This window comes from Cohaesibacter haloalkalitolerans, from assembly GCF_003574655.1.
Taxonomy (GTDB): domain Bacteria; phylum Pseudomonadota; class Alphaproteobacteria; order Rhizobiales; family Cohaesibacteraceae; genus Cohaesibacter; species Cohaesibacter haloalkalitolerans.
This window is the reverse complement of sequence record NZ_QNUM01000003.1, coordinates 1-25,133: the sequence shown is the minus strand read 5'-3', so window position 1 is coordinate 25,133 and position 25,133 is coordinate 1. Positions and strand designations below refer to the sequence as shown.

At 55.4% G+C, this 25,133-nt stretch carries 21 protein-coding genes and 2 tRNA genes; 8 read left to right on the top strand and 15 right to left on the bottom strand.

Annotated elements, in window-relative coordinates; translation table 11 throughout:
* Nucleotides 1–4: 4 nt before the first annotated feature.
* Nucleotides 5–2,899: an excinuclease ABC subunit UvrA gene (gene uvrA / locus DSL70_RS07700; RefSeq protein ID WP_119307357.1), complete on the top strand. Its 2,895-nt coding sequence runs from the start codon at nt 5–7 to the stop codon at nt 2,897–2,899.
* A gap of 1,009 nt (nt 2,900–3,908) precedes the next feature.
* Here the strand turns inward: uvrA and DSL70_RS07690 are convergent.
* A complete protein-coding gene (locus tag DSL70_RS07690) occupies nt 3,909–4,529 on the bottom strand; it encodes a hypothetical protein (protein ID WP_119307356.1) in 621 nt (206 codons plus the stop codon).
* A gap of 252 nt (nt 4,530–4,781) precedes the next feature.
* Between DSL70_RS07690 and trmFO the strand changes: the two genes are divergently transcribed.
* A complete protein-coding gene (gene trmFO / locus DSL70_RS07685; RefSeq protein WP_119307355.1) occupies nt 4,782–6,194 on the top strand; it encodes a methylenetetrahydrofolate--tRNA-(uracil(54)-C(5))-methyltransferase (FADH(2)-oxidizing) TrmFO in 1,413 nt (470 codons plus the stop codon).
* Here the strand turns inward: trmFO and DSL70_RS07680 are convergent.
* The 5 genes from DSL70_RS07680 to yajC form a co-directional block, all read right to left on the bottom strand.
* Complete coding sequence (locus tag DSL70_RS07680) at nt 6,191–7,060, bottom strand: phytoene/squalene synthase family protein (RefSeq protein WP_119307354.1); 870 nt, start codon at nt 7,058–7,060, stop codon at nt 6,191–6,193. The genes trmFO and DSL70_RS07680 overlap by 4 nt on opposite strands.
* 22 nt (nt 7,061–7,082) lie before the next feature.
* On the bottom strand, nt 7,083–7,469 hold the full coding sequence (locus DSL70_RS07675; protein ID WP_119307854.1) for an Mth938-like domain-containing protein: 387 nt from the start codon (nt 7,467–7,469) through the stop codon (nt 7,083–7,085).
* A gap of 108 nt (nt 7,470–7,577) precedes the next feature.
* Nucleotides 7,578–8,537, bottom strand: a complete 960-nt coding sequence (gene secF, locus DSL70_RS22570; RefSeq protein WP_119307353.1) for a protein translocase subunit SecF — start codon at nt 8,535–8,537, stop codon at nt 7,578–7,580.
* Nucleotides 8,538–8,555: 18 nt separating this feature from the next.
* Nucleotides 8,556–10,190 (bottom strand): protein translocase subunit SecD, encoded by a 1,635-nt coding sequence (gene secD, locus DSL70_RS22565; protein ID WP_119307352.1) that lies wholly within the window; start codon nt 10,188–10,190, stop codon nt 8,556–8,558.
* Nucleotides 10,191–10,269: 79 nt separating this feature from the next.
* Entirely contained in the window at nt 10,270–10,608 is a 339-nt protein-coding gene (gene yajC, locus DSL70_RS07660) for a preprotein translocase subunit YajC (RefSeq protein WP_119307351.1), read from the bottom strand.
* 254 nt (nt 10,609–10,862) lie between these two features.
* On the opposite strand from yajC, the gene DSL70_RS07655 reads away from it, so the two are divergent.
* Nucleotides 10,863–11,741 carry an ATP-binding protein gene (locus DSL70_RS07655; protein ID WP_119307350.1) on the top strand — a complete coding sequence of 293 codons (879 nt, stop codon included), beginning with the start codon at nt 10,863–10,865 and terminating at the stop codon, nt 11,739–11,741.
* Between the two features lie 131 nt (nt 11,742–11,872).
* Here the strand turns inward: DSL70_RS07655 and DSL70_RS07650 are convergent, their stop codons facing one another.
* The 5 genes from DSL70_RS07650 to DSL70_RS07630 form a co-directional block, all read right to left on the bottom strand.
* Nucleotides 11,873–12,124, bottom strand: coding sequence for a hypothetical protein (locus DSL70_RS07650; protein ID WP_119307349.1), 252 nt, complete (start codon nt 12,122–12,124; stop codon nt 11,873–11,875).
* A gap of 145 nt (nt 12,125–12,269) precedes the next feature.
* A complete protein-coding gene (locus DSL70_RS07645) occupies nt 12,270–15,131 on the bottom strand; it encodes a valine--tRNA ligase (protein WP_119307853.1) in 2,862 nt (953 codons plus the stop codon).
* A gap of 270 nt (nt 15,132–15,401) precedes the next feature.
* Nucleotides 15,402–16,097, bottom strand: a complete 696-nt coding sequence (locus DSL70_RS07640; RefSeq protein ID WP_245418133.1) for a PopZ family protein — start codon at nt 16,095–16,097, stop codon at nt 15,402–15,404.
* Between the two features lie 348 nt (nt 16,098–16,445).
* Entirely contained in the window at nt 16,446–17,777 is a 1,332-nt protein-coding gene (locus DSL70_RS07635; protein WP_425359353.1) for a TolC family outer membrane protein, read from the bottom strand.
* Nucleotides 17,778–18,178: 401 nt separating this feature from the next.
* On the bottom strand, nt 18,179–18,832 hold the full coding sequence (locus DSL70_RS07630) for a protein-L-isoaspartate O-methyltransferase family protein (protein WP_119307346.1): 654 nt from the start codon (nt 18,830–18,832) through the stop codon (nt 18,179–18,181).
* Nucleotides 18,833–19,139: 307 nt separating this feature from the next.
* On the opposite strand from DSL70_RS07630, the gene DSL70_RS07625 reads away from it, so the two are divergent.
* Nucleotides 19,140–19,213 (top strand) — tRNA-Cys (locus tag DSL70_RS07625).
* A 159-nt stretch (nt 19,214–19,372) separates the two neighbouring features.
* Here DSL70_RS07625 and DSL70_RS07620 read toward each other — a convergent pair.
* Nucleotides 19,373–20,458, bottom strand: a complete 1,086-nt coding sequence (locus tag DSL70_RS07620; RefSeq protein ID WP_119307345.1) for a GSCFA domain-containing protein — start codon at nt 20,456–20,458, stop codon at nt 19,373–19,375.
* A 3-nt stretch (nt 20,459–20,461) separates the two neighbouring features.
* The gene (locus tag DSL70_RS07615) at nt 20,462–21,184 is read right to left on the bottom strand and encodes a WcbI family polysaccharide biosynthesis putative acetyltransferase (protein WP_425359344.1); all 723 of its coding nucleotides are present in this window, start codon (nt 21,182–21,184) and stop codon (nt 20,462–20,464) included.
* Between DSL70_RS07615 and DSL70_RS22560 the strand changes: the two genes are divergently transcribed.
* The 3 genes from DSL70_RS22560 (at nt 21,161) to cbiB (ending at nt 23,740) form a co-directional block, all read left to right on the top strand.
* Nucleotides 21,161–21,499, top strand: a complete 339-nt coding sequence (locus DSL70_RS22560; RefSeq protein ID WP_245418180.1) for a hypothetical protein — start codon at nt 21,161–21,163, stop codon at nt 21,497–21,499. The two genes, DSL70_RS07615 and DSL70_RS22560, sit on opposite strands and share 24 nt — an antisense overlap.
* 220 nt (nt 21,500–21,719) lie before the next feature.
* Nucleotides 21,720–22,748, top strand: coding sequence for a threonine-phosphate decarboxylase CobD (gene cobD, locus DSL70_RS07610; RefSeq protein ID WP_162916454.1), 1,029 nt, complete (start codon nt 21,720–21,722; stop codon nt 22,746–22,748).
* On the top strand, nt 22,745–23,740 hold the full coding sequence (gene cbiB / locus DSL70_RS07605) for an adenosylcobinamide-phosphate synthase CbiB (protein ID WP_245418132.1): 996 nt from the start codon (nt 22,745–22,747) through the stop codon (nt 23,738–23,740). The genes cobD and cbiB overlap by 4 nt, the downstream gene beginning before the upstream one ends.
* A 48-nt stretch (nt 23,741–23,788) precedes the next feature.
* Here cbiB and cobU read toward each other — a convergent pair whose 3' ends face one another.
* On the bottom strand, nt 23,789–24,343 hold the full coding sequence (gene cobU, locus DSL70_RS07600; RefSeq protein WP_119307342.1) for a bifunctional adenosylcobinamide kinase/adenosylcobinamide-phosphate guanylyltransferase: 555 nt from the start codon (nt 24,341–24,343) through the stop codon (nt 23,789–23,791).
* Nucleotides 24,340–24,627, bottom strand: a complete 288-nt coding sequence (locus DSL70_RS07595) for a hypothetical protein (protein WP_119307851.1) — start codon at nt 24,625–24,627, stop codon at nt 24,340–24,342. The genes cobU and DSL70_RS07595 overlap by 4 nt, the downstream gene beginning before the upstream one ends.
* 264 nt (nt 24,628–24,891) lie before the next feature.
* Here DSL70_RS07595 and DSL70_RS07590 point away from each other — a divergent pair.
* Nucleotides 24,892–24,967, top strand: a tRNA-Asn gene (locus tag DSL70_RS07590).
* The last annotated feature ends 166 nt before the right edge of the window (nt 24,968–25,133 follow it).

The window sequence follows — 25,133 nt, the reverse complement described above, 5'->3', positions numbered from 1 at the left end:
TGACATGACTGATACCCCCAAAATGCCATTTGCGCCTGGCCAGAAGATGATTTCGATTCGCGGCGCGCGTGAGCATAATCTGAAGAATGTCGATCTGGATATTCCGCGCGATCAACTGGTCGTCATGACCGGCCTTTCCGGCTCTGGCAAGAGCTCACTGGCGTTCGATACCATTTATGCCGAGGGGCAGCGGCGCTATGTGGAATCGCTGTCGGCCTATGCCCGTCAGTTTCTGGAGATGATGCAGAAGCCTGATGTGGATTCCATCGAAGGGTTGTCACCGGCCATTTCCATTGAGCAAAAGACCACCTCGCGCAACCCGCGATCCACAGTGGGGACCGTGACCGAGATCTACGATTATCTGCGCCTGCTGTTTGCGCGTGTCGGCATTCCCTACAGTCCCGCGACCGGTCTGCCGATTGAAAGCCAGACGGTCAGTCAGATGGTGGACCGGGTGATGGAACTGCCCGAGAAAACCCGTTTCCTGTTGCTGGCGCCGATGGTGCGTGGCCGCAAGGGCGAGTTCCGCAAGGAGCTGGCCGATCTGGTGAAACGGGGCCTTACCCGTTTCCGCATCGATGGCCAGATGTATAATGACGGCGAGTTGCCGCAGCTCGACAAGAAGTTCAAGCATAACATCGAGGTCGTTGTTCACCGCATGGTGGTCAAGGAAGGGATTGAGAAGCGGCTCGCTGATTCTCTCGAACTGGCTCTTGAGCTGGCCGATGGTCTGGCGATCATCGAAATGGTTGACGAGACGGACGACAAGGGCGAGCCGAAGCGGGTCACCTTTTCGGAGAAGTTCGCCTGCCCGGTTTCCGGATTTACCATCCCCGAAATCGAGCCGCGGCTGTTTTCGTTCAACAATCCGTTTGGCGCCTGCCCCGTTTGCGACGGCCTTGGCAGTGAGTTGCAGATCAGCCCGGACCTGGTCATCCCCGATACCTCGCGCAGCATCAAGGACGGGGCGATTGCGCCCTGGTCCAAGACCTCTTCGCCCTTCTATCGCCAGACCCTTGAGGCGCTGGCCAAGCATTATGACTTTTCGCTGACGGTGCCGTGGATCGAGCTGCCCTTCAAGGCGCAGGAAGTCATTCTCTACGGTACGGGCAATGAGAAACTGATGTTTGTCTATGACGATGGTGCTCGTTCCTACAAGACCTCGAAGCCTTTCGAGGGCGTGATCCCCAATCTGGAGCGGCGGTTCCGCGAAACCGAAAGCAACATGGTGCGTGAGGAGATTGGCAAGTATCAGTCCGCTCATGCCTGTTCAGCCTGCGAAGGCAACCGCCTGAAGCCGGAGGCTTTGGCGGTCAAGCTTGATGGCAAGCATATATCGCAGGTGGCGAGCCTTTCCATCCGCGCCGCTGCCCATTGGGTGCAGGATCTGCCTTCAACGCTGACTGACAAGCAGAAGGAAATTGCCGAGCGGATTCTCAAGGAGATCCGTGAGCGCCTGAAATTCCTCAATGATGTCGGGCTGGACTATCTTACCCTGTCGCGTGGCTCCGGGTCGCTGTCAGGTGGTGAAAGCCAGCGTATCCGGCTGGCCTCGCAGATCGGGTCGGGTCTAACCGGTGTTCTCTATGTGCTCGACGAGCCGTCGATCGGTCTGCATCAGCGCGACAACGCCCGTCTGCTGGAAACGCTCAAGCATCTGCGTGATCTCGGCAACACCGTGGTTGTCGTTGAGCATGACGAGGACGCCATATTGGAAGCCGACTATGTGGTGGACGTCGGACCGGGCGCGGGTGTCCACGGTGGGCGGATCGTATCAAAGGGAACCCCGGCGGAGATCATGGCCGACCCGGCATCCCTGACAGGCCAGTATCTGTCTGGCACCAAGACGATCATGCTTGACCACGCTCGCCGCAAGGGCAAGAAGAAAAAGCAGATCACGGTCGTCAATGCGCGCGGCAACAACCTCAAGAATGTGACTGCCTCCATTCCGCTTGGTACCTTTACCTGTGTGACGGGTGTATCCGGTGGCGGCAAGTCGACCTTCCTCATTGATACGCTCTACAAGAGCGCTGCCATGAAGCTCAACCGCGCCCGAGAGATGCCGTCTCCGCATGACCGGATCGAAGGACTGGAGCATGTCGACAAGGTCATCGATATCGATCAGTCGCCGATTGGCCGGACACCCCGCTCCAACCCGGCGACATACACCGGCGCCTTTACGCCCATTCGCGACTGGTTCGCCGGGTTGCCGGAAGCCAAGGCGCGCGGCTATGCTCCGGGTCGTTTCTCTTTCAACGTCAAGGGTGGGCGCTGTGAGGCCTGTCAGGGAGATGGCGTTATCAAGATCGAGATGCACTTCCTGCCCGATGTCTATGTAACATGCGACGTTTGTAAGGGGCATCGCTACAATCGCGAAACGCTCGAGGTGCAGTTCAAGGGCAAGTCTATCTCTGACGTGCTCGACATGACCGTTGACGAGGCTGCCGACTTCTTCTCGGCGGTGCCTTCCGTGCGTGACAAGATGGTCACCCTGCAGCGAGTGGGGCTTGGCTATGTCAAAGTCGGCCAACAGGCAACAACGCTTTCGGGCGGCGAAGCCCAGCGTGTCAAGCTGGCCAAGGAGCTTTCCAAGCGGTCGACGGGGCGGACACTCTATATCCTGGACGAACCGACGACGGGGTTGCATTTCCACGATGTCGCCAAGCTGCTCGAAGTGCTGCATGAGTTGGTCAATCAGGGCAACACGGTCATTGTCATCGAGCATAACCTCGAAGTGATACAGACAGCAGACTGGATTCTCGATCTCGGACCAGAAGGTGGCGATGGTGGTGGCCAAGTTGTCGTTGAGGGTACGCCGGAAGATGTCATGCAATGCGAGAAAAGCTATACCGGGCTGTTTTTGAAGGAGCTCAATGAGCGCCGCGACTCGAAAGCCTGATTCTCAGGCTTTAGGGGTGAGGTAAAATACGTAATACTTTTGGCGGTGCACAACGCCGTCAAAAGTCAATATTTTTATAACTTTATGATTTTTCTGAATAAATTGACAGGCGCTACTGATCTTTCATTCGCATTGATATAGATCATGTCAATTCTGGTGAATTTTGCTGCATCGCACAATTGTGTTTTTGAACGTTAATTTTGCAACGTCACAAAATTTGAAAAATTCCACTTTTCACAGGAGGTGGGATCTTGACCCAAGTGATATACGGTAATTTACGTATCAGGGCTGATTGGAATCAATTTGTCTTTCTATTCTCTAACTTGCTGAAAATAATAACGTATTTTCCAATTAATATTTTTGATATGCGAATTTTTCTTCTTCTTCTCGTGAGCAATGATGGTTTTGCATGATCTGCAAGCCAGCTATGCATAATTTCGCAGTGCAAAGTAGCGTCGGAGTTTGCTATCTATTTATCAACAGCAACGAGATGTTGATTGAAAACGAAATAAGGCGTCTCCCAGATGAGACGATGTCACTAAGAGTTCGGCAACGCAGGATTATCAAGATGCTTGATACGGTTGTTCAGAATTATAGGCAGTGGCGCAATTTTCGTGACACGGTCGATAATCTAAATCGCTTGTCCAACAGAGAATGCGAAGTGAGCATTTCACGTGCGGACATCACCCAGACTGCAAGACGCGCAGTTGGGATGTAAAATTTAAAAGTTTCAGACTTTCTCCTCCTCCCGAAAGTCTGTCGTTTCGAAACGTCTCCTCCCCGTTTTGAAACACCCTACGAAGCCCACCGGACCTCCTCCCCCGGTGGGCTTTCTAGTTTCTGGTTTCCCGGTCCTGAGAAATTATCGCAACAAGCTTTTGTCGCCGTTCGCGCAACTTGCAAGGCTGCGGGCATGGCGACGCTGCAACGCCTTAAGCGCTGCCTTCATGGAGATGTTCGGAAACCGTTGTCTCAAGCTGGCAATCAGATGCCACCTCGTTGATGGCTATCAGCCGCGAGCGGGTGACTCTGCCATCCAGGCTTCCAATGGCTTGATCTTGGGGAAGACACCATTGTCATAGATCCAGCTGTCCACGGCGTAGCGTTTGCCGGATTCCTTTTCCAGCACGACAGCGGTTGCGTGCGGATAGCGGCCATCGAGGAAGAAGCCACGGGCAACAGGGGACTGCACTTTGTGATACTTCAGGAACCCGTGATTCTGGGCGAATGAAATAAGCGAGGTCGTGTTGCTCGATTCATCGATGCAATCCATCTGACCTGGAACGCCAGCGTTTTGCATGTCCAAGCCACCCTTGTCCTTGTCGGAGCCGATGATCGGACCGACACGCTTCTCAAACCAGACGACAGCATTGCCGATGGCCTTGCGTTCGGCTTCAGGGCTGCGGCTTCCCGCGCTCAAAATGCGCTTGAGTTTGTCGAGGTCTTTCTTTGTGAAACGGAACCCGTATTTCAAGCTGCAACCGAATGCATGGCAGACATAGATGGTGGTTGCCGTTGGTGCGCGGTTGTTCATCGCCGAGACCCAGCGTGCCGTCGAGTCCGACGTTTGGGCATTACAGGCGACAAGAGATGCCAGCAAGGGAAGTGCCGTCAGCAGTTTGAGGTTCATATCTTTCAGTCCCCTTGCCTGGTTTAGAAATGGTATGAGATGCATAGGTGTTAGCACTCGATTTTTACGCTGCCAACACAAAAAGATGTTTGGGCGTCCAGTTGGTGCAAAACATGGAACACCCGACATCGTGATGTCAGTTTGAGCGTGAAACCTTGCATTTTCTGCCCAGAGTGCTAGGTATCCCATCTTGACAAAATTCAGCCGGTTTTGGCGGTTCCCGATCGGGATTCTTGAGGAAAGTTCAACGTTGTGACCACGGATAGCAAGGTAGTGAATGTCATTGGAGCAGGGCTCGCCGGTTCGGAAGCCGCCTGGCAGTTGGCCAATGCCGGTGTATCGGTGCGGTTGCATGAAATGCGGCCGATTCGCTCGACAGACGCCCATGTGACAGACCATTGCGCCGAGCTTGTCTGTTCCAACTCTTTCCGGTCAGATGATTTCGAGGCCAACGCGGTCGGGTTGTTGCATCAGGAGATGCGGCAGGCCGGGTCGTTGATCATCGCCTGTGCCGATGCCAATGCCATTCCGGCGGGCGGCGCCCTTGCGGTGGCGCGGGAGGCTTTTTCGGAGGCGGTAACCCAGAAGCTGTCGTCTCATCCGTTGATCACCATCGTACGCGGCGAGATGGATGCCCTGCCCGGCCCGGATGCCGGTCCGTGCCTCGTCGCCACTGGCCCGCTGACATCCGAGGCGTTGTCCCAGTCCATTCTTGCCGCGACCGGAGAGGAATCCCTGTCCTTCTATGATGCTATCGCGCCGATCATCCATTTCGATTCCATCGACATGAGCAAGGCCTGGTTCCAGTCGCGCTATGACAAAAAGGGCCCGTCCGGCACCGGCGCGGACTATATCAACTGCGCGATGAATGAAGAAGAATATAACCAGTTCCTTGATGCCATGCTGGCCGCCGAGAAGGCCGAGTTCAAGGAATGGGAAAAGGCGAAATATTTCGACGGCTGCCTGCCGATCGAGGTGATGGCCGAACGCGGACGAGATACACCGCGCTATGGTCCGATGAAGCCGGTCGGCCTGACCAACCCGCATAAGCCAGACGAAGACCCCTATGCGGTTGTCCAGTTGCGGCAGGACAACAAGCTCGGCACCCTGTTCAACATCGTCGGTTTTCAAACCAAGATGAAATATGGTGCGCAATCCGAGGTCTTCCGGATGATCCCGGGGCTTGAGAATGCGCAGTTCGCGCGGCTCGGCGGCATTCATCGCAACACTTTCCTCAATTCCCCCAAGCTGCTGGATGGTACGCTGCGGCTCAAGAGTCAGCCGAACATCCGCTTTGCAGGCCAGATCACTGGCTGTGAGGGCTATGTCGAGTCGGCCTCCATCGGGTTGCTGGCCGGGCGCTTTATTGCAGCTGAAATGCATGGCGCAACAGCAATCGCACCTCCTGAAACCTCCGCTTTCGGCGCTCTTTTGGGGCATATCACCGGTGGGCACCTTATCGATTCCAACGGCGGTGTCCGGTCATTCCAGCCGATGAATGTCAACTTTGGCCTGTTTCCGCCAGTTGATTTCCCGCGCAAGCGCGAAGACGGGTCGAGAATGCGGGGCGTTGAAAAGCAGCTTTCGAAGAAAAAGGCTTTGGCTCGACGGGCGCTGGAAGATATACGCGCCTGGCTCGACGCGACAGCGATCCCTCGGGACTAGAAGCGAGCGGCCATGCGCCAGATGCTCCAGTAGCGACGCCAGTTGGCAACTGAAAGCTGACCCGTCGGGGACTTGCGCCGGAGGGAAAGAGTGCGAGGAACGGTTGCCAAAGCAAGAAACGCCGGGCTGAAACGCGTTGCGTTTTCCTTGGGCATCTGACCGAGAGAGGTCATGGCGCTTTGGTGACTGGTTTTGGCCAGTTGGCAAAGCGCCTCGATAGCAATCCTCAGACCATCCGGCGGATTGCCCGAAAACAGATCTGACAGCGATAGGCCATGACGTGTGAAGCTTTCCAGTGGCAGGAAAAGCTGGCGGTTGGCGGCATCGAGGGGCCAGTTCTGCAGATGTCTCGCCAGTCCTGTTGCGAGTCCCGCCGATTCCATCAGGCCCTCAGGCAAGCGCGGCTCCCCTCCTTCGTTCAGGATCTGGCAAGCGAGTAGTATTGGCAGTGAATCGGTTTGCCAGACATGATGTCGATAAGCAGCCTCGTCTGGCATTGGGTTGTGCTCAAGGTTGAACTCCAGCGCATCAACGATAGCCGTCAGGTGCTCCGCGCGTAGATGGTATTGCCACTGGACTTGCTTGAGCGCTGTGGCCAAGGGCCCGATATTGGCAAGACCGCACCCGCTGCCAAAGCCTGACTGAGTGTCCGCAATGATGTCCCGCCACCATTGCAGCCTGATCTGCCCCATTTCCGGGGTAGAGACATGCGTCGGGATCCTGTTGATCGTGGCAAGAAAGGCATGCAGAGCCATGAACGCCGGGCGATGGATCGCCGGGGCCGCCAGTGCGATGAAATGTCCAACCGGATCAAGGTGCTTCAGTTCAGTCTGGCAGAATGCGAAGTCGTCCATTGGCTCTGACATGTGGCGTTCCCGTCACCTGTGTTCAGTCTACCGGAAACAGCGCGGCGGCGACTGCACGGTCTTCTGAAAGCAGAATATTGAGGGTCCTGACCGCCGCGCCGGTGTCCATGATGTCAACCTTGACGCCTGCATGGCGCAGTCCATCGACAAGTGTACGGTCTATCATCGCCAGATGCGATCCGGTGCCGATCAGCAGAATTTCAATGTCGGCAGCTTCTCTCTGCAGCTTCAGGAAATGGTCCGGCGCAAGTGTGGCCAGCGTTTCAACATCCCAGCGGTGGATGCCACTCGGCAGGAAAAGGATGGCGCCCTGATGGGACATGCTGCCAAAACGGAAGCCGCCATTGCCATAGAAGTCGATGGGATCATGTCGGGGATAATAGGCGTCGGTCATTTCCAGACCGGACATCGGAGCTGCTGTGGTGTTCGTGCCGGAAAGCTGGGGCTCCCCGGCACGCGGTGTTTCCTTTTGAGTGGGCTCGGCCTTTTTGCCCTGCAGCCACTTCAAGACCATCAATCAGGACGCGGGTGCTTCTTCGAGTTCATCTTCATCACCCGGTTTCTGAACGCTGTCAGATCGCAGGTTGAAGTAGATGAGCAGAGGAGCTGCGATGAAGATCGACGAATAGGTGCCGACGAATACGCCCCAGATCATGGCAAAGGTGAAGGACCGGATCACTTCGCCGCCCAGGAAGTATAGGGAACACAAGGCGAGCAAGGTGGTGAAAGACGTCAGCGTCGTGCGTGACAGGGTCCGGTTGATGGCCTGATCAAGCACTTCCTTTAGCGGCATCTTCTTGTATTTGCGCAAGTCTTCCCTGATACGGTCATAGACCACCACGGTATCGTTGAGCGAATAGCCCACAATTGTCAGAATAGCGGCGATGGTTGTGAGGTTGAAGTCGATCTGCAACAACGCAAAGACACCGATGGTCATGATGACGTCATGGGCTGTCGCCACCACGGCACCGACGGCGAACTGCCATTCGAATCGGAACCAGATGTAGACCATGATGGCCAGCAACGCGGAAAGAACCGAAATGGCACCGGTTGTCGCCAATTCGCCCGAAACGCGCGGGCCGACCACTTCAACGCGGCGATAGGTGACCGTGTTGCCAAGGGTCGCCTTGACCTGATCCACCACGCGCTGCTGGGCGATTTCGGCGTCTTCCCCCTCGCCTTCCTGTGTCTGGATGCGAATGAGAACGTCGTTGGGTGCGCCAAACTCCTGAACTTCGACGTCGCCAAAGCCAAGGTTGTTCAGCTCGCCACGGATGAAGGCAAGGTCGGCGGTTTGCTCAGCGGTCTGGATTTCGATCAGCGTCCCGCCCTTGAAGTCGATGCCGTAGTTGAGGCCCGAAATCAGGAACAGGACGATCGAAGCAATCAGCAGAGTGCCGGACAGCGGAAAGCTCCAGCGCCGGTGGCGCATGAAGTGGATGTTTGTGTCATCCGGGATAAAGCGTAGTTTTTTCATTATCTTATCTCCGGTACATCAAATTGGCAGTTTGGATGGGCGACGGTATTTGATCCAGGTCGCCACGACCAGACGGTTGAACGTAAAGGCCGAAAACACTGTGGTAACGATGCCGACGGCAAGCGTAACCGCAAAGCCTTTCACAGGACCGGAGCCAAGTGAGAACAGGATGACGGCGGCAATGAAGGTCGTGATGTTGGCGTCGAGAATGGTCGCCAGAGCACGGGAATACCCTGTATCGATTGCTGCAATTGTCGAGCGACCGTAATTGTTCTCTTCCCTTATGCGCTCATAGATCAGCACGTTGGCGTCCACCGCCATGCCGATGGTCAAAACGATACCGGCAATACCGGGCAGCGTAAGAGTTGCACCAAGGAAGGACAACACCCCGAGCAGCAGTACCACGTTGACGATCAATGAGACGTTGGCAAACAGGCCAAACAGGCCGTATGCGAGGAACATGAAGACGACAACGGCTGCGGCACCAACGATACCGGCGATTTCACCTGCCGCAATCGAGTCGGCCCCAAGGCCTGGACCGACTGTCCGTTCTTCAACAATGGTCAGTTTGGCTGGCAACGCACCGGCGCGCATCAGGACAGCGAGGTCATTGGCGCTCTGGGCTGTAAAGGAGCCGGAAATGATACCCGATCCACCGCGGATCGGTTCGCGGATGGTCGGGGCCGAAATGACTTCATTGTCGAGCACAATGGCGAAGGGCAAACCGACATTCTGCTCTGTTACGCGGGCAAATTTCTTCGCACCGGAGGTGTTGAAACGGAAGGAAACGACCGGTTCGTTGGTGCGTGAGTCAAAGGTCGGCTGAGCATCGTCCAACTCGTCACCGGAGATCAGCACGCGCTTCTGAACCAGATAGGGAGTGCGCTCGTTTTGCGGCTTCGGATTGAGAGGATCGTCAGCTTCAAAGAGCACTTCGGAATCAAGCGGTGGTCTGGTCTGGAGCGCTGTTTCAGCTGCCATGGACGTGTCCACCATGCGGAAGGACAGGTTTGCCGTCGTTTCGAGAATGTCTTTCAGGCGATCCGGATCCTGCAGACCTGGCACCTGAACGAGAATGCGGCTATCGCCTTCGCGCTGGATTGATGGCTCGGTGGTGCCAAGCTCGTCAACGCGGCGGCGAATGACTTCCACCGACTGGGCCACGGCGCTGGAGACGCGGGCATTGATCCCCTCTTCCGTCAGTACCAGACGGACAAGACCGTCGTTGTTGACTTCAAGGGACGTTTCGGTTGCACCGCCACCAGACAGCAGCGATGTCGAGATCGGCTGAACCAGTTCTTTCAATTTTGCCCGGGCACTTTCCAACTGGGCGAGATCCCGAATGCGAACCTGAACGGCACCATCCCGGGCAGCAAGGCCGGTGTAGCCGATCTTGTCCTCTCGCAGAGCAGACCTTACGTCGCCGCGGAGAATTTCGAGACGGTCCTTGATGATCCCGTCTTTTTCAACCTGCATCAGGATGTGAGCGCCACCCTGCAAGTCAAGACCCAGCACCAGCTTGCCGTTTGGCAGCCAGCTTGGATATTCATCTTGCAAAGTCTGGTCGGAAAAGAGATTTGGAATTGAGAAAAGAAGGCCTACGACAGCCACCAGTAGAACCAGCGTGACCTTCCATCGGGCAAAATGTAGCATGCGGCTATCCTACCACTATTGGCAGTGCACCCGGATTGTAATCCGAGTGCCTATTATCATCTGAAAATCGAAATTGAGACTATTTTGCGTCGCCGGCAGGCTCGCCCTTGGAGCGAACTTCTGCGATGGCCTTGCGCATCAATTTGATTTTTACGCCTTCGGAGATTTCAACGGTGACTTCGTTTTCTTCCGTTGCGTTGGTGACTTTGCCGACAATGCCGCCATTGGAGACAATGGTGTCGCCCCGACGCACGTTGGAAACCAGTTCGGCGTGTTTCTTCACCTGATTGCGCTGTGGGCGAATGATCAGGAAATACATGATCACGAAGATCAGGATGAAAGGAAGAACGGAGATCAGGAATTCCGGGCCACCGGCGGCTCCACCTGCGCCCTGTGCAAAAGCTGGCGATACAAACATTTATTGCTCCTTTTAGGCCAGTATGGACGGCTTTCCCGTCCCTTGAGGCGTATTTCGATTTGAGCGGACTATAGCGATCCCGGCGAAGTTTGCAAATAGTCAGTTGAAGGTTTGCAACGCCCGGCACAACTCTGCTAATCAAGGCCTAGACATAATGATCCTTTGTGCAAAGGGAAAGGGTAAAGGAACGCTTTATTGCCGTTTTTCTGCACCTAATTTGGCACAGGGCAACAAAAGGGGGAGTCGTCACTTCCATGACCGCAAAAACACTTGCTGAAATTGCAGCTATTCTAAAGGAAATTCATACGAGCATCGAGCGTGCGGTGCCCCCCTTGCCGGTCGATACCAACCTCAAGGTAGCTGATGCCTATGTTTGGCACACAGATCCCGCCCCTCACCTGCAACCGGTGCTCAAGGTCAATCGGGTCGATCTGTCCCTGCTCAAGGCGGTGGATCGCAATCGCGACATGATTCTCGAGAATACACAACGCTTCGCCGCCGGATTGCCAGCCAACAATGCGTTGTTGTGGGGCGCGCGCGGCATGGGCAAAAGCTCGCTGGTCAAGGCCTGTCACGCCGCGGTCAATCGCACGGAAGCAGGCAAGGCTTCGCCCTTGAAGCTCATCGAGATTGCGCGGGAGGATATCGACAGCCTGCCGGTCCTGATGAACATCCTCAGGGCTCATGAAGAGCGCTGCATCCTGTTCTGTGACGACTTGTCGTTTGATCCGGGTGAAACGGCTTACAAGTCGCTGAAGGCCGTGCTTGATGGCGGCATTGAGGGGCGACCGGACAATGTGATCTTCTATGCAACCTCGAACCGTCGCCACCTGATGCCGCGGGACATGATCGAGAATGAACGCTCGACCTCGATCAACCCCAGCGAGGCAGTACAGGAGAAGGTTTCGCTGTCGGACCGGTTCGGCCTGTGGATCGGCTTTCACAATTGTTCCCAGAACGATTATCTGGAGATGGTCGAGGGGTATGTTGCCGAATATGGCATTGAGGTGGACGCCGATGAGTTGCGCGCTTCGGCTCTTGAATGGGCGACGACACGAGGATCACGGTCCGGGCGCGTCGCCTGGCAGTTCATTCAGGATCTGGCCGGGGCAAAAGGCGTGGTGATCAGGTAACTTGTTACCCTTTTCAGGATGATCCTGCCCTCGCCGGTCCCTTCTGGACCGGTTCCTTCTGGCAAGTCACTGGCTATTGGTCACTGGCTATTGGTCAGGCGGCTTGGCAAACGAAACTCGCTGTCGCGGGTCTAATGGGTGACTTTTCGTGCCACGAAGTGCAGGTCGGTGCCGATCTGGATTGTTTCGTCAACCGCGTCAGGGTGCGTAACGATGAATGCCACATCCTCATTCCTTGTGGATGTGGCGAGTTCGCCAATCGGCAATGTCTGGAGATAGAGTTTGGTCAGCAGATGTTCTATCTCGCCTGTTTCCCGCTGTGCGAAGGAGCGGGAGTAGAATTCCTTGGTGCTATCATACCCTTTGATTACCCAGTCAGACATGACATCCTCCCAGAGTTTAGGTGCATTAGAAGCCTTGTGGGGACATTCTACGCTCCATCCGATGAGCCGACAACTCGAATTTCAGATATGAAAATGCCCGCCAGCTTTGGCTGGCGGGCATTTCATTTCAGACTCTGACGGACCCTTAGAGAGCAGCCAGAATGCGGTTCAAAGCTTCCTGAACCTTGGCCTTGAGTTCGGTCTGTTCGGCCAGTTTGGCCTTCTGTTCCTCGACGATCTCGACCGGAGCGTTGGCAACGAATTTCTCGTTGCCCAGCTTCTTCTCGAACTTCTCGGCGACCTTGCTGATCTTGTCGAGTTCCTTTTCGAGACGGGCCTTTTCAGCGTCCAGATCGATCACACCGGCCAGCGGCAGGGCAACCGTTGCTTCGCGGACGACAACCTGCGCAGAACCGTGCGGGACGGTGTCGGAGACCTTGATGTCTTCGACGCGTGCCAGACGCTTCAGAATAGCATCATGGGATGCAAGGCGAGCCTTGGTCTCTTCCGATGCCCCAACAATCTCAAGCTTGAACTTGGTCGACGGGGCAATGTTCATTTCCGCACGGATGGAGCGGATTGCCGTGATCATGTCGACAAGCCAGTTGATCTCGTCGGCAGCTCCCGTGTCCTTGATGTCATAGCTCGGCCAGTCTTCAAGGATCAACAGGCCGTTGCGTGCCGGTCCGACCTTGCCGGTTTCAGCCCAGAGTTCCTCTGTGATGAACGGCATGATCGGGTGCAGCAGCAGGCAGATTTGATCGAGAACCCAGGCCGCGCAGGCCTGCGTTTCGGACTTCGCTTCGCTGTTGCTGCCCTCTTCCTGCAGAATGGGCTTGCTGAGCTCGATATACCAGTCGCAATAAAGGTTCCAGACAAAGCGGTAGAGCGCGTTGGCTGCATCGTTGAAGCGATAGGTCTCGATGGCGTCGGAGACTTCAGTTGCCGTCTTGGCCAGCTCGGTGACGATCCACTGGTTGACCGTTTCCTTGACGGCGGATGGATCGAAGCCCTCGGTGCGTTCGCAGCCGTTCATCTGGGTGAAGCGGGTTGCGTTCCACAGCTTGGTGCCAAAGTTGCGATAGCCTGCTACGCGGCTGGTGGCCAGCTTGATGTCGCGACCCTGAGCCGCCATGGCCGTCAGGGTGAAGCGAACCGCATCCGCCCCGAACTCGTCGATCAGGTTGAGCGGGTCGATGACGTTGCCCTTGGACTTGGACATCTTGGCGCCATGTTCGTCGCGAACCAGAGCGTGGACGTAGACGGTGTGGAACGGCTCTTCCTTCATGAAGTGCATGGACATCATCATCATGCGGGCAACCCAGAAGAAGATGATGTCGAAGCCGGTGACCAACACGTCGGTCTGATAGTAGCGCTCCAGTTCCGGTGTCTTGTCCGGCCAGCCGAGCGTGGAGAAAGGCCACAGGGCAGACGAGAACCATGTGTCGAGAACGTCTTCGTCGCGCTTCAGCTCGACGTCCTTGCCATAGTGGGCCTTTGCCTGTGCGGCGGCTTCCTCGTCATCATGGGCGACGAAGATCTGGTCATCCGGGCCGAACCATGCCGGAATGCGATGGCCCCACCAGAGCTGACGGGAAATACACCATGGTTCGATGTTTTCCATCCATTCGAAATAGGTCTTTTCCCAGTTCTGTGGAACGAATTTGGTGCGCCCTTCCCGTACAGATGCGATCGCCGGTTCAGCCAGTGTCTTGGCGTCGGCAAACCACTGGTCGGTCAGCATTGGTTCGATGACAACGCCGGAGCGGTCGCCGAACGGCTGCATGATCTTCTTGTTCTCGACAAGCGGAATGGCGTTGCCTTCTTCGTCCTTGGTGAAGACGCAAAGGCCTTCGGCGTTGATGGCTTCAACGATCTGCTTGCGTGCCTCGAAGCGATCAAGTCCGCGATATTCGTCAGGCACCAGGTTGATTTCGTCGACTTCTCGTTCACCCGGCAGGGTGCCGGTTTTGGCGATTGCCAGCGCCTGAGAGGCGCATTCCGCATAGGGAGCACCGTCAGCGCGCATGGAAGCCTGAACATCCATGAGGCGGTAGCACGGGATCTTGTTGCGGCGGGCAACCTGATAGTCGTTGAAATCATGCGCGCCGGTGATCTTGACCGCGCCTGAGCCGAAGGTCGGATCAGGATATTCGTCGGTGATGATCGGGATCAGGCGGCGATGCTCTTTCGGTCCTACAGGGATTTCACAGAATTTGCCAACGATCGGCGCGTAGCGTTCATCAGACGGATGAACGGCAACCGCACCGTCGCCCAGCATGGTTTCCGGGCGGGTCGTGGCGATGGAGATATAGTCCCGTTCTTCGGTGAAGACGACGTTGCCGTCCTCGTCCTTTTCGACATAGGTGTAGGTTTCGCCACCAGCCAGCGGATATTTGAAATGCCACATGTGGCCGTCGACTTCCTTGTTCTCGACTTCGAGGTCGGAAATCGCGGTTTCAAATTTCGGGTCCCAGTTGACGAGGCGTTTGCCACGATAGATGAGGCCTTCATTGTAAAGCTGGATGAAAACCTTCTGAACAGCCTTGGAAAGGCCTTCGTCCATGGTGAAGCGTTCGCGAGACCAGTCAGCCGTTGCGCCGAGGCGACGCAGCTGGTTGAAGATGGTGCCGCCGGATTCGCCCTTCCACTTCCAGACGCGTTCAACAAAGGCTTCACGGCCCATGGAACGACGGTCCGGTTCCTTGTTGGCGGCCAGCTGGCGCTCGACAACCATCTGGGTTGCAATGCCTGCGTGGTCCATGCCCGGCTGCCACAAAACGTCATAGCCCTTCATGCGGTGATAGCGGATCATGACATCCTGAAGGGTGTTGTTGAGGGCGTGCCCCATGTGCAGCGACCCGGTAACGTTCGGCGGTGGGATCACGATCGAGAAGCTGTCCTGACCGTCCTTCTTCCCAGCTCCGGCTTTGAATGCGCCGGCTTCTTCCCATGCATCATAAAGGCGCGGCTCTACGGTCGCCGCATCAAAAGTTTTTTCAAGCATTGCACATCCATATTGCAGCGCGCCAAGCGGGTTCGCTGGCAACGCCGTCATTCTGAGGCTTGAACCGACAGAGTAAAGACCGGGAAGTCTTACTGGTCGGTACGAAAACTGTATCGGTAATGGTGTAAATCCCATTCCCCCAAAGCTGTCAACCGTTTGCAGTTATGAGCGGTCAAACTTCAGCCAATCAGCGCAGATTTTTCAAGAAAAACACGTGATGTGGCCGCTTGGGGGCACAAGGGCGAGACTCTGTAGCGTTGGTGCGGGCGATCAGCGATAGTGCTGCTCGCCCCTGGACACTCGCTCGATCTCGGCGCGCACGAGGCGCTCGACCATAACAGGCAGGTTCTGATCGAGCCATGCCTTGAGCATCGGGCGCAACATGTCCTCAACGACATTCTCGATGGTACGGGAATTGGTGTTGAGGATGGTATGGGTCAAATCGCCAAAGGCACTCGTCACCTTCTGCGATGTGTCGTCGGAAACAAGAGGCTCACCCCGCTTCAGGGTAGGCAGCGGCCCTTCCGGCATCGGCGTTGTCTCGAAAGAAGACTTGAGCGCGGCGGGAACGGACTGTTCCAGCTTGTTGTTGACGATCTCTTCCAGAGTGGTCGGAGCTTCGGGCTCTTCCTTTGGCTCCTCGGCGTTGGCGAACATCAGGTCGTCTTCGCGCGGCTCAACCAGATCGGTTTCCTGCCATTCAGAAGGCAAGTCCAGAACATCTTCCTCGGGAGCTTCCTCCTCTTCCATGGCAGCCATTGCTGCAGCCATGTCGAGTTCTTCTTCTTCCTCGGGTTCTGGTTCGGCTTTCGGGGCAGGTTCGTCAAACAGCGCATCAAGCGCTTCCTGACTCAGTGCTTCATTGGGATCGGCCTTCGGTTCGGGTGCAGCAGCGGACGGCTCTTCGCCAATTGCAGCTTCCTCGTCCGAAATAATCCTCCGGATGGAAGCGAGAATCTCCTCCATGGAAGGTTCTTGAGCTGCGCTGGAATTTGACATGGCCTCACCCGAAACTAACGACAAACAGGTCATAGAACTAAACATATTCCGCCACGAATATGATTCGCTCATCCTAACACTATAGAGAGTTTGTCAGATTGTTGAAATCTGTTCCGTAAAAAAGCATCAATGACATGTGGAGTGAAGGAAACATACGTTAATTTCCCCGCTATCCTGATGACTTTACGTATGAATTGACTGTGCCTGTCTGATGCGGCGGGTTTTAACAGGTCGGTAGCCTGTTAAAAAGAGAAAAGCCGGTGAGATACACCGGCTTTTCGAATTTTTGCTCTTGTGCTCGCTCGCGGCAAAAGCCTAGCGACCGTCCGGGGTGCGCAGGCCAACCCATTTGTCGCGCACAGCATTGTAATGCTGGGTCGGGTCGTAGCGCTGAACCTTCAGCTTGAGGTTTTCTGCTGACAGGTTGCCGGTGGCAGATGCCATGGCAAAGGAAGCGACGATACGATCTCGCTGTGCCTGCACAAGCGAGATGCGGGCGGTGATGAGGGTTTCCTGCGAGTCGAGGACATCAAGAAGCGTGCGCTGTCCGACCTTCTGCTCTTCGATCACACCCTGCGTTGCCAGACGTGCAGCCTTGACCTGTGCCTGAGCTGCAGTGATGGACGGGATACTGGCCTGAAGGCTGGCCCATGCGGACATGATGCCAGCGCGGATCTGGGCGCGGGCAAGGTCGAGCTGAATGCGAGCCTGTCCAAGGGATTCCTTGGCTGCGCGGACCTTGGAGTGGTTTGCACCGCCGGAATAGAGTGGAATGCTCAGGGCTCCGGTGATGGACGCGCTGTTGGTCGAGCCGGACACGTTGCTTTGATTGATGTTGTTCGAGAAGGAACGGGATGCTGCACCGGTTACTGTCAAGGTCGGCAACAGGGCGCCCTCGGCAATCTTGACATCAAGATCGGCTACATCGACGTTGTACTTGGCCGAGATGATTGATGGGTGCTTGGTCAGGCCCATGTCGAGAGCAGGCTGCAACGTCTTCGGGAACAAATTGTCAACCGAATAGCCTGCGACAAGCGTTGTCGGCTTCTTGCCAACGAGCTGCTCATAGGTTGCCTGGCTGGCGGTCAGATTGGCTTGTGCTGCATGCACCATCGAGATGGCTGCTGCGAGGCTGGCCTCAGCCTGATTGACGTCCGTGTTGATGGTTTCACCAACGGCGAAGCGGTCTTTTGCGGACCGGGCCTGTTCTTCAAGGAAGGCGACATTCTGCTTGCGCAGTTCAAGGATGGCCTGGTTCTGAAGAATGTCCATATAGGCCGTTGCAACCTGAAGAAGGACGGACTGTTCAGTCGACTTGAGACCCTCACGTGCAGCAAGAATGGCTGCTTCGGCCTGCTTGACACCATTCTTAGTGCGATTGCCGCGATAAAGGATCTGCTGAACCTGAAGACCAAGGGAGGTCGTGTTGACCTGATTGTGTCTTGAAATGCCGGTTGCATATTCTGATTCCGACCAAGTGCGACCCGCAGAGCCTGTGCCCGTGATCGTTGGGCGATAGCCTGAAAGCGCCTGAGGCACGGTTTCGTCAGTTGCGCGCAAACCGGCGCGCGCCGCGTTCAGCGTAGGGTTGTTGCTATAAGCAAGAGACAAAGCATTGGAAAGATTCTCAGCCGAAGCACCCTGCACATTCCAAAGCAGTGCAGTTACAGCACATAGCGATATTGTCCGTAGCCCAGCCACACCATTACTCCTAAATGAATTTACGACATGGTTAGCCTCACCACGCCGGTACATAGATATCGTTTAGTTGAGGACCATAATAGGAAGAGTTTTTCATTCCTAGTGGTCTGGCGGTCGATTCTCTTAAAAAAATGTGAATACAGCTTAATTGCAACACTTTAAGAAACAAGTTCGCCAAATTGATACCATTATTCTATAGCAGTCTTTTTGCCTCTTTGTGTATCATTTTGTATCAATTGATGTATTTCCACTTCAATCGACCTTGGTAAAGGGCATTGAATGGCCTTCTGTCCTTTGGCTTTTCGTATTTTGACCTCACGCCGAATCGTACAAAATGCCGCAGGCGGCTAGAGATTGAAGGATGGCGTTCTGGTGAATTCTGCAAGCAACGGCGCGTTGGTGTCGAAAGCGGACATGCGAGAGAAATGCTCACCATTGCGCAGGATCCTGACCGCCTCCGCCATGTGGTCCCTGCCCTCGGCCGTTACCAGTGCTCCACCATCCTTGAGCTGATCGAGCAGGCCTTGTGGCACCTCTTCGACGGCCCCATCGATGAAGATCACATCATAAGGGCCTTCGGACGGCACGCCTTCCTTGGGATCGCCGGAGATCACGGCGACATTGTCATAACCAAGATCAGAAATTGCGCTTTCCGAAGACTGGGCAAGGGTTTCGTCCGGTTCGACGGCAACAACGGTGTTGGACAGTCGGGACGCGAGCGCGGCAGTGTATCCTGAGCCTGAGGCGATGATCAGGACAATGTCGTCCGGCTTGATGGCGGCCAGCTGCAGCATCTTGGCAAGTGGCGATGGCTGGGTCATTACGCGATGGTCTGAAATGCGAATGTCGGAATCGGAATAGGCAAGCGAACGCATTGGCGTGGGAACGAACTTTTCCCGCGGAACCGTCAGAAAGGCATCCAGAACCTTGTAGGCAGTCACGTCGGTCGTGCGGATCTGGTTGTCGACCATCCTCTGTCGGGCTTTGCCAAATTCACTCATCTGCGAACTCCCTGAAACTCTCTGGTTCAACTCTCTGGTTCGATGTGCCTTTTCGGTTTATCTGACGCGAGGCACTCTGTCCATTCTGCTTTCCGGATCCGTGGGAAGACGTATCTTTCTTGCCTGAATATCCCCCTGACCCATCGGTTGCAAGGGGATTTGCGGTATATATACTTAAAGAGGTTTTGCCAGATGTCATCCTTGTGACAATTTTCTGGGGGTGACTGTAAAAAAATCGAAATGTCGTGGAAATTGACTTGAGCCGAAGAAATCCATTTGCTATGCACCTTCCACCACACGCAAGGAAGGCTCGATGGCGGAGTGGTGACGCAGCGGATTGCAAATCCGTGTACGCCGGTTCGATTCCGGCTCGAGCCTCCAATCTCTTCCCTGATACATATTGTTATGGTCTGGCTGCAAAGCCAGAATGCGGGCGCCAGAATTTGACTGGCTGAGTTCGTCAGTTGGCCGTTCCAAGTCTGTCCAGATCTTGGCTGATCATCCTTGACCGGGCGCGTGTTAAATGCCCTTGAATGGTGCCTATTTGCCCCAGAACTTCAGCTTCGAGACCAGAGATTTCTCTATTTCCTCTTCATCGCAGACGATCTCGGACGCCTTTTTCTGATCGGAGAAATACTGCTCATCCGCTTCGGATGTGGCGGGAGCAGGAGTGCCCTCGGCTGAGGCATAGGCTGCCATGAAGCAGCGCATGGCGTGGGAGACGCCTCGGGCGTTGATTTCCCGCATGTCATCCTCAAAATACATCCCGCAGGTCGGGCTGCCGGTGATGATTTCATAGGAAGGGAAATAATCGACAAATGGGAATGCGTCGTAGGCTTCCTGGGCCGCAACGCGTAACACCGATTTGCTGTAAACGGTTGATGTCAGGACATGGCGATCCTCGAAGGTGGCGATGAGGGGCACCGGCGAAACGGTGAGAAGCACCCTCACCCCGGGATTGAACCGCTTGAGGTTGGTCAGGAATTCAAAAAGCTCCGAACGGGTTTCATCAATGGTGAAATTGTGGAACTCGTGAAGAGCAGAATCAAAACTGCCAGCCGCGACGCCGGGTGCCAGCGGAAAGACTGATCCGTCGACCTGAGAGCGCCAACCCTCCGTCAGGCCTAGCGTGAAGACAAAGATGTCGCTCTGTTCAAAAATCTGCCGGACACAGGCAAGGTGTCTGCCTCTTTCTTCCTTTACGGCCAGTTCCGTTGCAAAGCCCTGCGGAAAGATGTTCGGCCTGTAGGGGTCGAAAAAGGCGTCTCCCTTTTTCCATACGGATTCGTGTTTCTCTTTGCCCAGTACCGCCTCACCGAAAAGCTGATTGAGCTGCTGCACTGTATAGATGTTGCCATAGCGTGCGGAGAAGACACCGTAGTTTTGCTTTACGGCCTCTTCTGCAGAGAGGCTGTCATCATGTTCCGGGCAGTAATAGTTGAAACCGATTTTGGCAATGCGCCGGGAAATGTGCTGGGCAAAGCAGCTGCCTGCAGTGGCGACCCGGTCGGTGCTGGAAATCTGGAAACGAGGATTGACGGCAGGGTTGATGTCAAACGGCTCTACGCGGGAAACGGCACGGCGCCAAAGCTGAAAACTGGCAATCTTGTGATAGGGATTGGTCATTGTCTAGTTTCCCTGAATATAGGCAGAGACTTCATCATATCGGGTCTGAAAGGCCGGACTGATCTGCATCGCCCTGCGGCCGTGCCGGTTGTAGATTTCGAACGTCTGCCGGACGAATGCCTCAAGAGGCAGTGCTTTGTCCTGGGCTGTGACCTTGAACAACAGGCTGCCGACGGCTCCCCGGCGCTCGGCAATTTCCGGATAGCATGGGTAGATCATCAGGTCTGACAGATAGTCGGGCAGCGGGTGGCGATAATCCTGAAAGTCCGGAAAATGGACTTCGCAAACGGCTCTGGCGACGTCATGCAGACAATGCAGATGCGGGTGATTCTGGGTGTGCATGAAAACGCCCTTTCTTGTCCAGTTGATGAACCGGGCATCCATGGAAAGGGAACTGGCGCGAAACTGCTGCATAAGCGCCTTCTTGCTGCGCTCGAACTCATGCAGAAAGCCCAGTGCTTCGTAGGTCTCCTGCCTGAAGAGTGTGAGCGCTTCGTCGGCTGACTTTCCGAGCATGAAGGCGGTGAAGGCCAGAATCGAGTGGTAGGCACCGGCCGCAGACGGGATTTGTTCGTTCTTGCGCCTGGTCGAGAGCACATAGCAGGTGTCGGGGTGGAATCCTGAAAAGTGGAAATTGGGCAGCGGAATGATCTTGGCTGTCTCTATCTGTTTGGCCGTCAGGCCGGACTTGAGACTGTCGATATGGCTCTGAAGGGCCAGGAACACGTCGAAATCCGACTGCGCCAAATCTGTGCTGCCGAGTTTGGAAACGCTGAGGGACTGAATGTCGTGTTGAGGCAGAAAAAGGGAGAAAATCTGCTTGTAGGCTCTCTCGGAGCAATTGGATATGACGAGTATCTTCAAAATGGATTGTTCCGAATTGATTTGCTGAAATACAACTTCATTGACGACCAAGGAGCGTTTGGGCAAGGCCCGAGCAAGGTGACCATGGTTGCCTTTTTGAATAGTTTTGCTGCAGAGGTTACCAACTCGCTTCCTGTATCGCAATCGCGTCGTTCATCGGAATGGGGCGGTTGCTGATTTTGTTGGCTTTCAGGGCTTCGTGCCATTGGGGTTTGACGCCCGGATGATGATCGCCGGCAGGTTCTGGCCGGTGTGAAATCATCCCCATTTATGGTTGACCAAAGAGACCTCGTCCGTTTGGTCACACTCCATGAAAAAGGAGGGCTTTTGGTTTGCATCCGTTTGGCAAAAGGTCTATGCAAAGGGCACACTCGCCGAACAGTTTGGGGCTAAAATCATGGTTGCCAGTGACGACAATATTATGATGCACGGTGGCGATCTTTCCGCCGCGATGAATCGTTATGGGGGAACGCGTGAAGGCTGGCTGGATCTGTCTGCCGGTATCAACCACGTATCCTATCCCTTTGACCGGGAACACGCGCTTGATTCCATCGGTGCCTTGCCAACGCAAGGGGATCTGGTGGAGTGCCTCGCTGCTGCTCGTTCAGCCTATAATGTTCCGGATGAAGTTTCGATTGTTGCCTCTCCTGGCACGCAGTCGCTCATCCAGTCGATGCCAGTTCTTTTGGGCACCAACCAGAGCTGTCTGATCCTTGGTCCGACCTATTCGGAACACCAGCGTGCCATGGCGCGGGCTGGTGTCGATGTGGCCATGATCAATGAGCTGCCAAAGGAATTCTTCCCCGGTGACTGTCTTCTGGTCTGCAACCCCAACAATCCGGACGGTCGTACGCTCGACGCCGAGCTGCTGGTGGATCTTGCCAACAGACTGCATCGCCAGCGTGGGCTGCTGATCGTTGACGAGGCCTTTGCTGACGTTAATCCCGAGTTGAGCGTGATGCCCCATTTGGCCGAAATGCCGAACTGCGTCATCCTGCGCTCTTTCGGCAAATTCTTCGGTCTGTCCGGCATTCGCCTTGGTTTCCTGATGGGCCACGAGGTCCAGATCAGCAAGATCCGCGACATGCTGGGGCCTTGGGCCGTGTCCACACCAGCGCTGCGCGTTGGCACGCAGGCTCTCAATGATCTGGAATGGCAGAAGGACCAGAGAGAGAAGCTCCGGGCACAAGCCGAGCTCATGGACAAAATTCTCGACAAACGCGGCCTTTATATTGCCGGTGGCACGTCGCTGTTCCGCCTCGTCATCAAGGAAGATGCCAAGGAGCTGCACCGCAAGCTGGCCGAGATGCACATCTGGACGCGCATCTTCGATTATCGCACGGATTATATCCGCTTCGGCATTCCGATCGACCAGAAGTCGATGACCCGGTTTGATGAAGCGCTCGGCAGGGTCATGTATCGGTGATTCTGTCTGGCGGCCTGTTCGCTTTAGTTGTGCTTTTGGCCCTGATACTGGATGGATTGTTTGGCGAGCCGGACTGGATCTGGACTCGCCTTCCCCATCCGGTCGTGCTTTTCGGCAAAGCGATTTCCCTTCTTGAAAAGACCTTCAATCACCCACGGACCCAGAGCGCGTTCTCTGGTCGTGCGCTGGGAAGCGTCTCCATGCTCCTGCTCGTCGGTGTCGGTGCCGTTGGCGGGACGCTGGTGCAGTGGTTGCTGATGTCGCTGGGCGTCGTTGGCTGGATCATTATTGCCATTCTGGCTTCCACCCTGCTGGCGCAGAAAAGCCTGCATGATCACGTGAAGCGGGTGGAAGAGGATCTTGCTGCAGGCGACCTTGAACAGGCCCGCTACTCCGTTTCCATGATCGTGGGGCGGGATACGACGAAGCTGGATGGATCCGGTGTGGCGCGGGCCGCAATTGAGAGCCTTGCGGAGAATTATTCCGACGGCATTGTAGCGCCGCTGTTCTGGCTGGTGCTGTTCGGGTTGCCGGGCCTCATTTGCTACAAGATCATCAATACCGGCGACAGCATGATCGGCCATCGCAACGAGCGCTATCGCTATTTCGGCTGGGCGGCGGCGCGACTCGATGATGTGTTGAACCTGATTCCGGCGCGCCTGACGATGCTGTTGCTGCTGTTTTCGCCACTGCGGCTATCTGTTGCTCGAGAGAGGCAATCCCCGCCGTGGGAACGGTTCTTTGCCGATGCCAACCGCCATCGGTCGCCGAATGCCGGTTGGCCGGAGGGAGCCATGGCGCGTAGGCTCGATATCGCCCTTTCCGGCCCCCGCTATTATGGCGGTGAACTCGTTGATGAGCCCTTTGTCAATGACACCGGCCGACGCGCCATTGGTGCACGGGATGTCCATGACGCCCTGCGCCTTTACGTCAGTGCGTCAACAGTTCAGTTTGGTTTCGTTGCGATCATAGCGTTGATTGCAGCACTCTAGTGCATTTTCAAAACACTAGCGGCTCCCTTGAGGCGCCGCCAAATTGGCTCAGAGAACAAGCTTTGGCTGGTTTGTCGGCTTGAGGAGCACCGGCAGGCCGAGTCGGACTTCAACCACCCTCTCGCACGTTTCCGCCAGCCGCTGATTGAGCCGACCCTGATAGTCCCTGAAGGCCCGGACGTCCGGTGCTGTGGGAACGATGCCCTGCCCCACTTCGTTGGATACCACGACAACACGAGCCTGACAGACCCGGAGCTGTTCCAGCAGGGCCTCTATGTGCTCCTTGAGCGGCAGAGCGTGATACATGAGATTGTTGAGCCACAAGGTGGCGCAGTCGACCAGCAGGGCGTTGTGAGGGGCGTCGTACTCCCTGATGACGCGGGAGATGTCAATTTCCTCTTCAATCGCCGTCCAACGCGGGCCGCGATCATCCTTGTGCTTCTGGATTCGTGCCGCAAATTCGGAATCGTCCGGCAGAACGGGAGAGGTTGCGACGTAGAATAGAGAATGGGGGCTGTCTTCGCAGAGCTTCTGGGCGAATGAGCTCTTGCCAGATCGTGCGCCGCCGACAACGAGAGTTGTGCGCGCGGAATGAAGTGTCATGCGAGATCCTGATTCTGTGTTTGATTGAGCGCATCCGCCACGGACTGGTTCCGTTTGCGCTTTTCCATCTTGATCGAGATCTTTCTGCGATATTTGCGCAGCGTTGGCAAATCGATCGAAAGGATCAGAAGGCCCAGCGGCAGCATCCAAAAACCAAGAATGGGTAGGAAACCGAGAATCCCGCCCACAACGAGAAGGCTGCCAAGAAGCTTTCTGGCAAACGGCGTCTGTGGAATTTTGATTGTCTTCCGGCCGATCCTGAATTCTCTTTGAGGCGCGATCATCTGCGGGGTGACCTTTTCGATGTTATTGATTTTGTGCTGTTTTAGCCGATAAGAGCACGACAAAACAGCCAAAATATGGCCTTCTCGCGTTTGAAGGGAAATTCACTGCGCTTGTGTTTTCTGTGACAGTTCGGTGGTCTTTTCCACTGATCCACAAGAGAAATTAAAAAGATAAAAAAAGGGGCTTGGCAAGTGCGGCTCACTCCATTAGAAACCACCTCACCAACGTTGAGGCGGCCACGGTCGCCAAGCGAAAAAGAGTTTTCCCCAGTAGCTCAGTTGGTAGAGCAAGCGACTGTTAATCGCTGGGTCGCTGGTTCGAGTCCGGCCTGGGGAGCCATATTAGGGCCTTCTGATTGATTTCAGAAGGCCCTTTTTGTTGTATCTACACTAAACCTCCACCTACGGTGGAGGACTGGACAAGTTCTACAATATCGGTAAGAGACCTCCTCACTTGAACCATTGGCGTGGTTTGAAGATCAAATGAGGAGGTTTTTATGGACGAA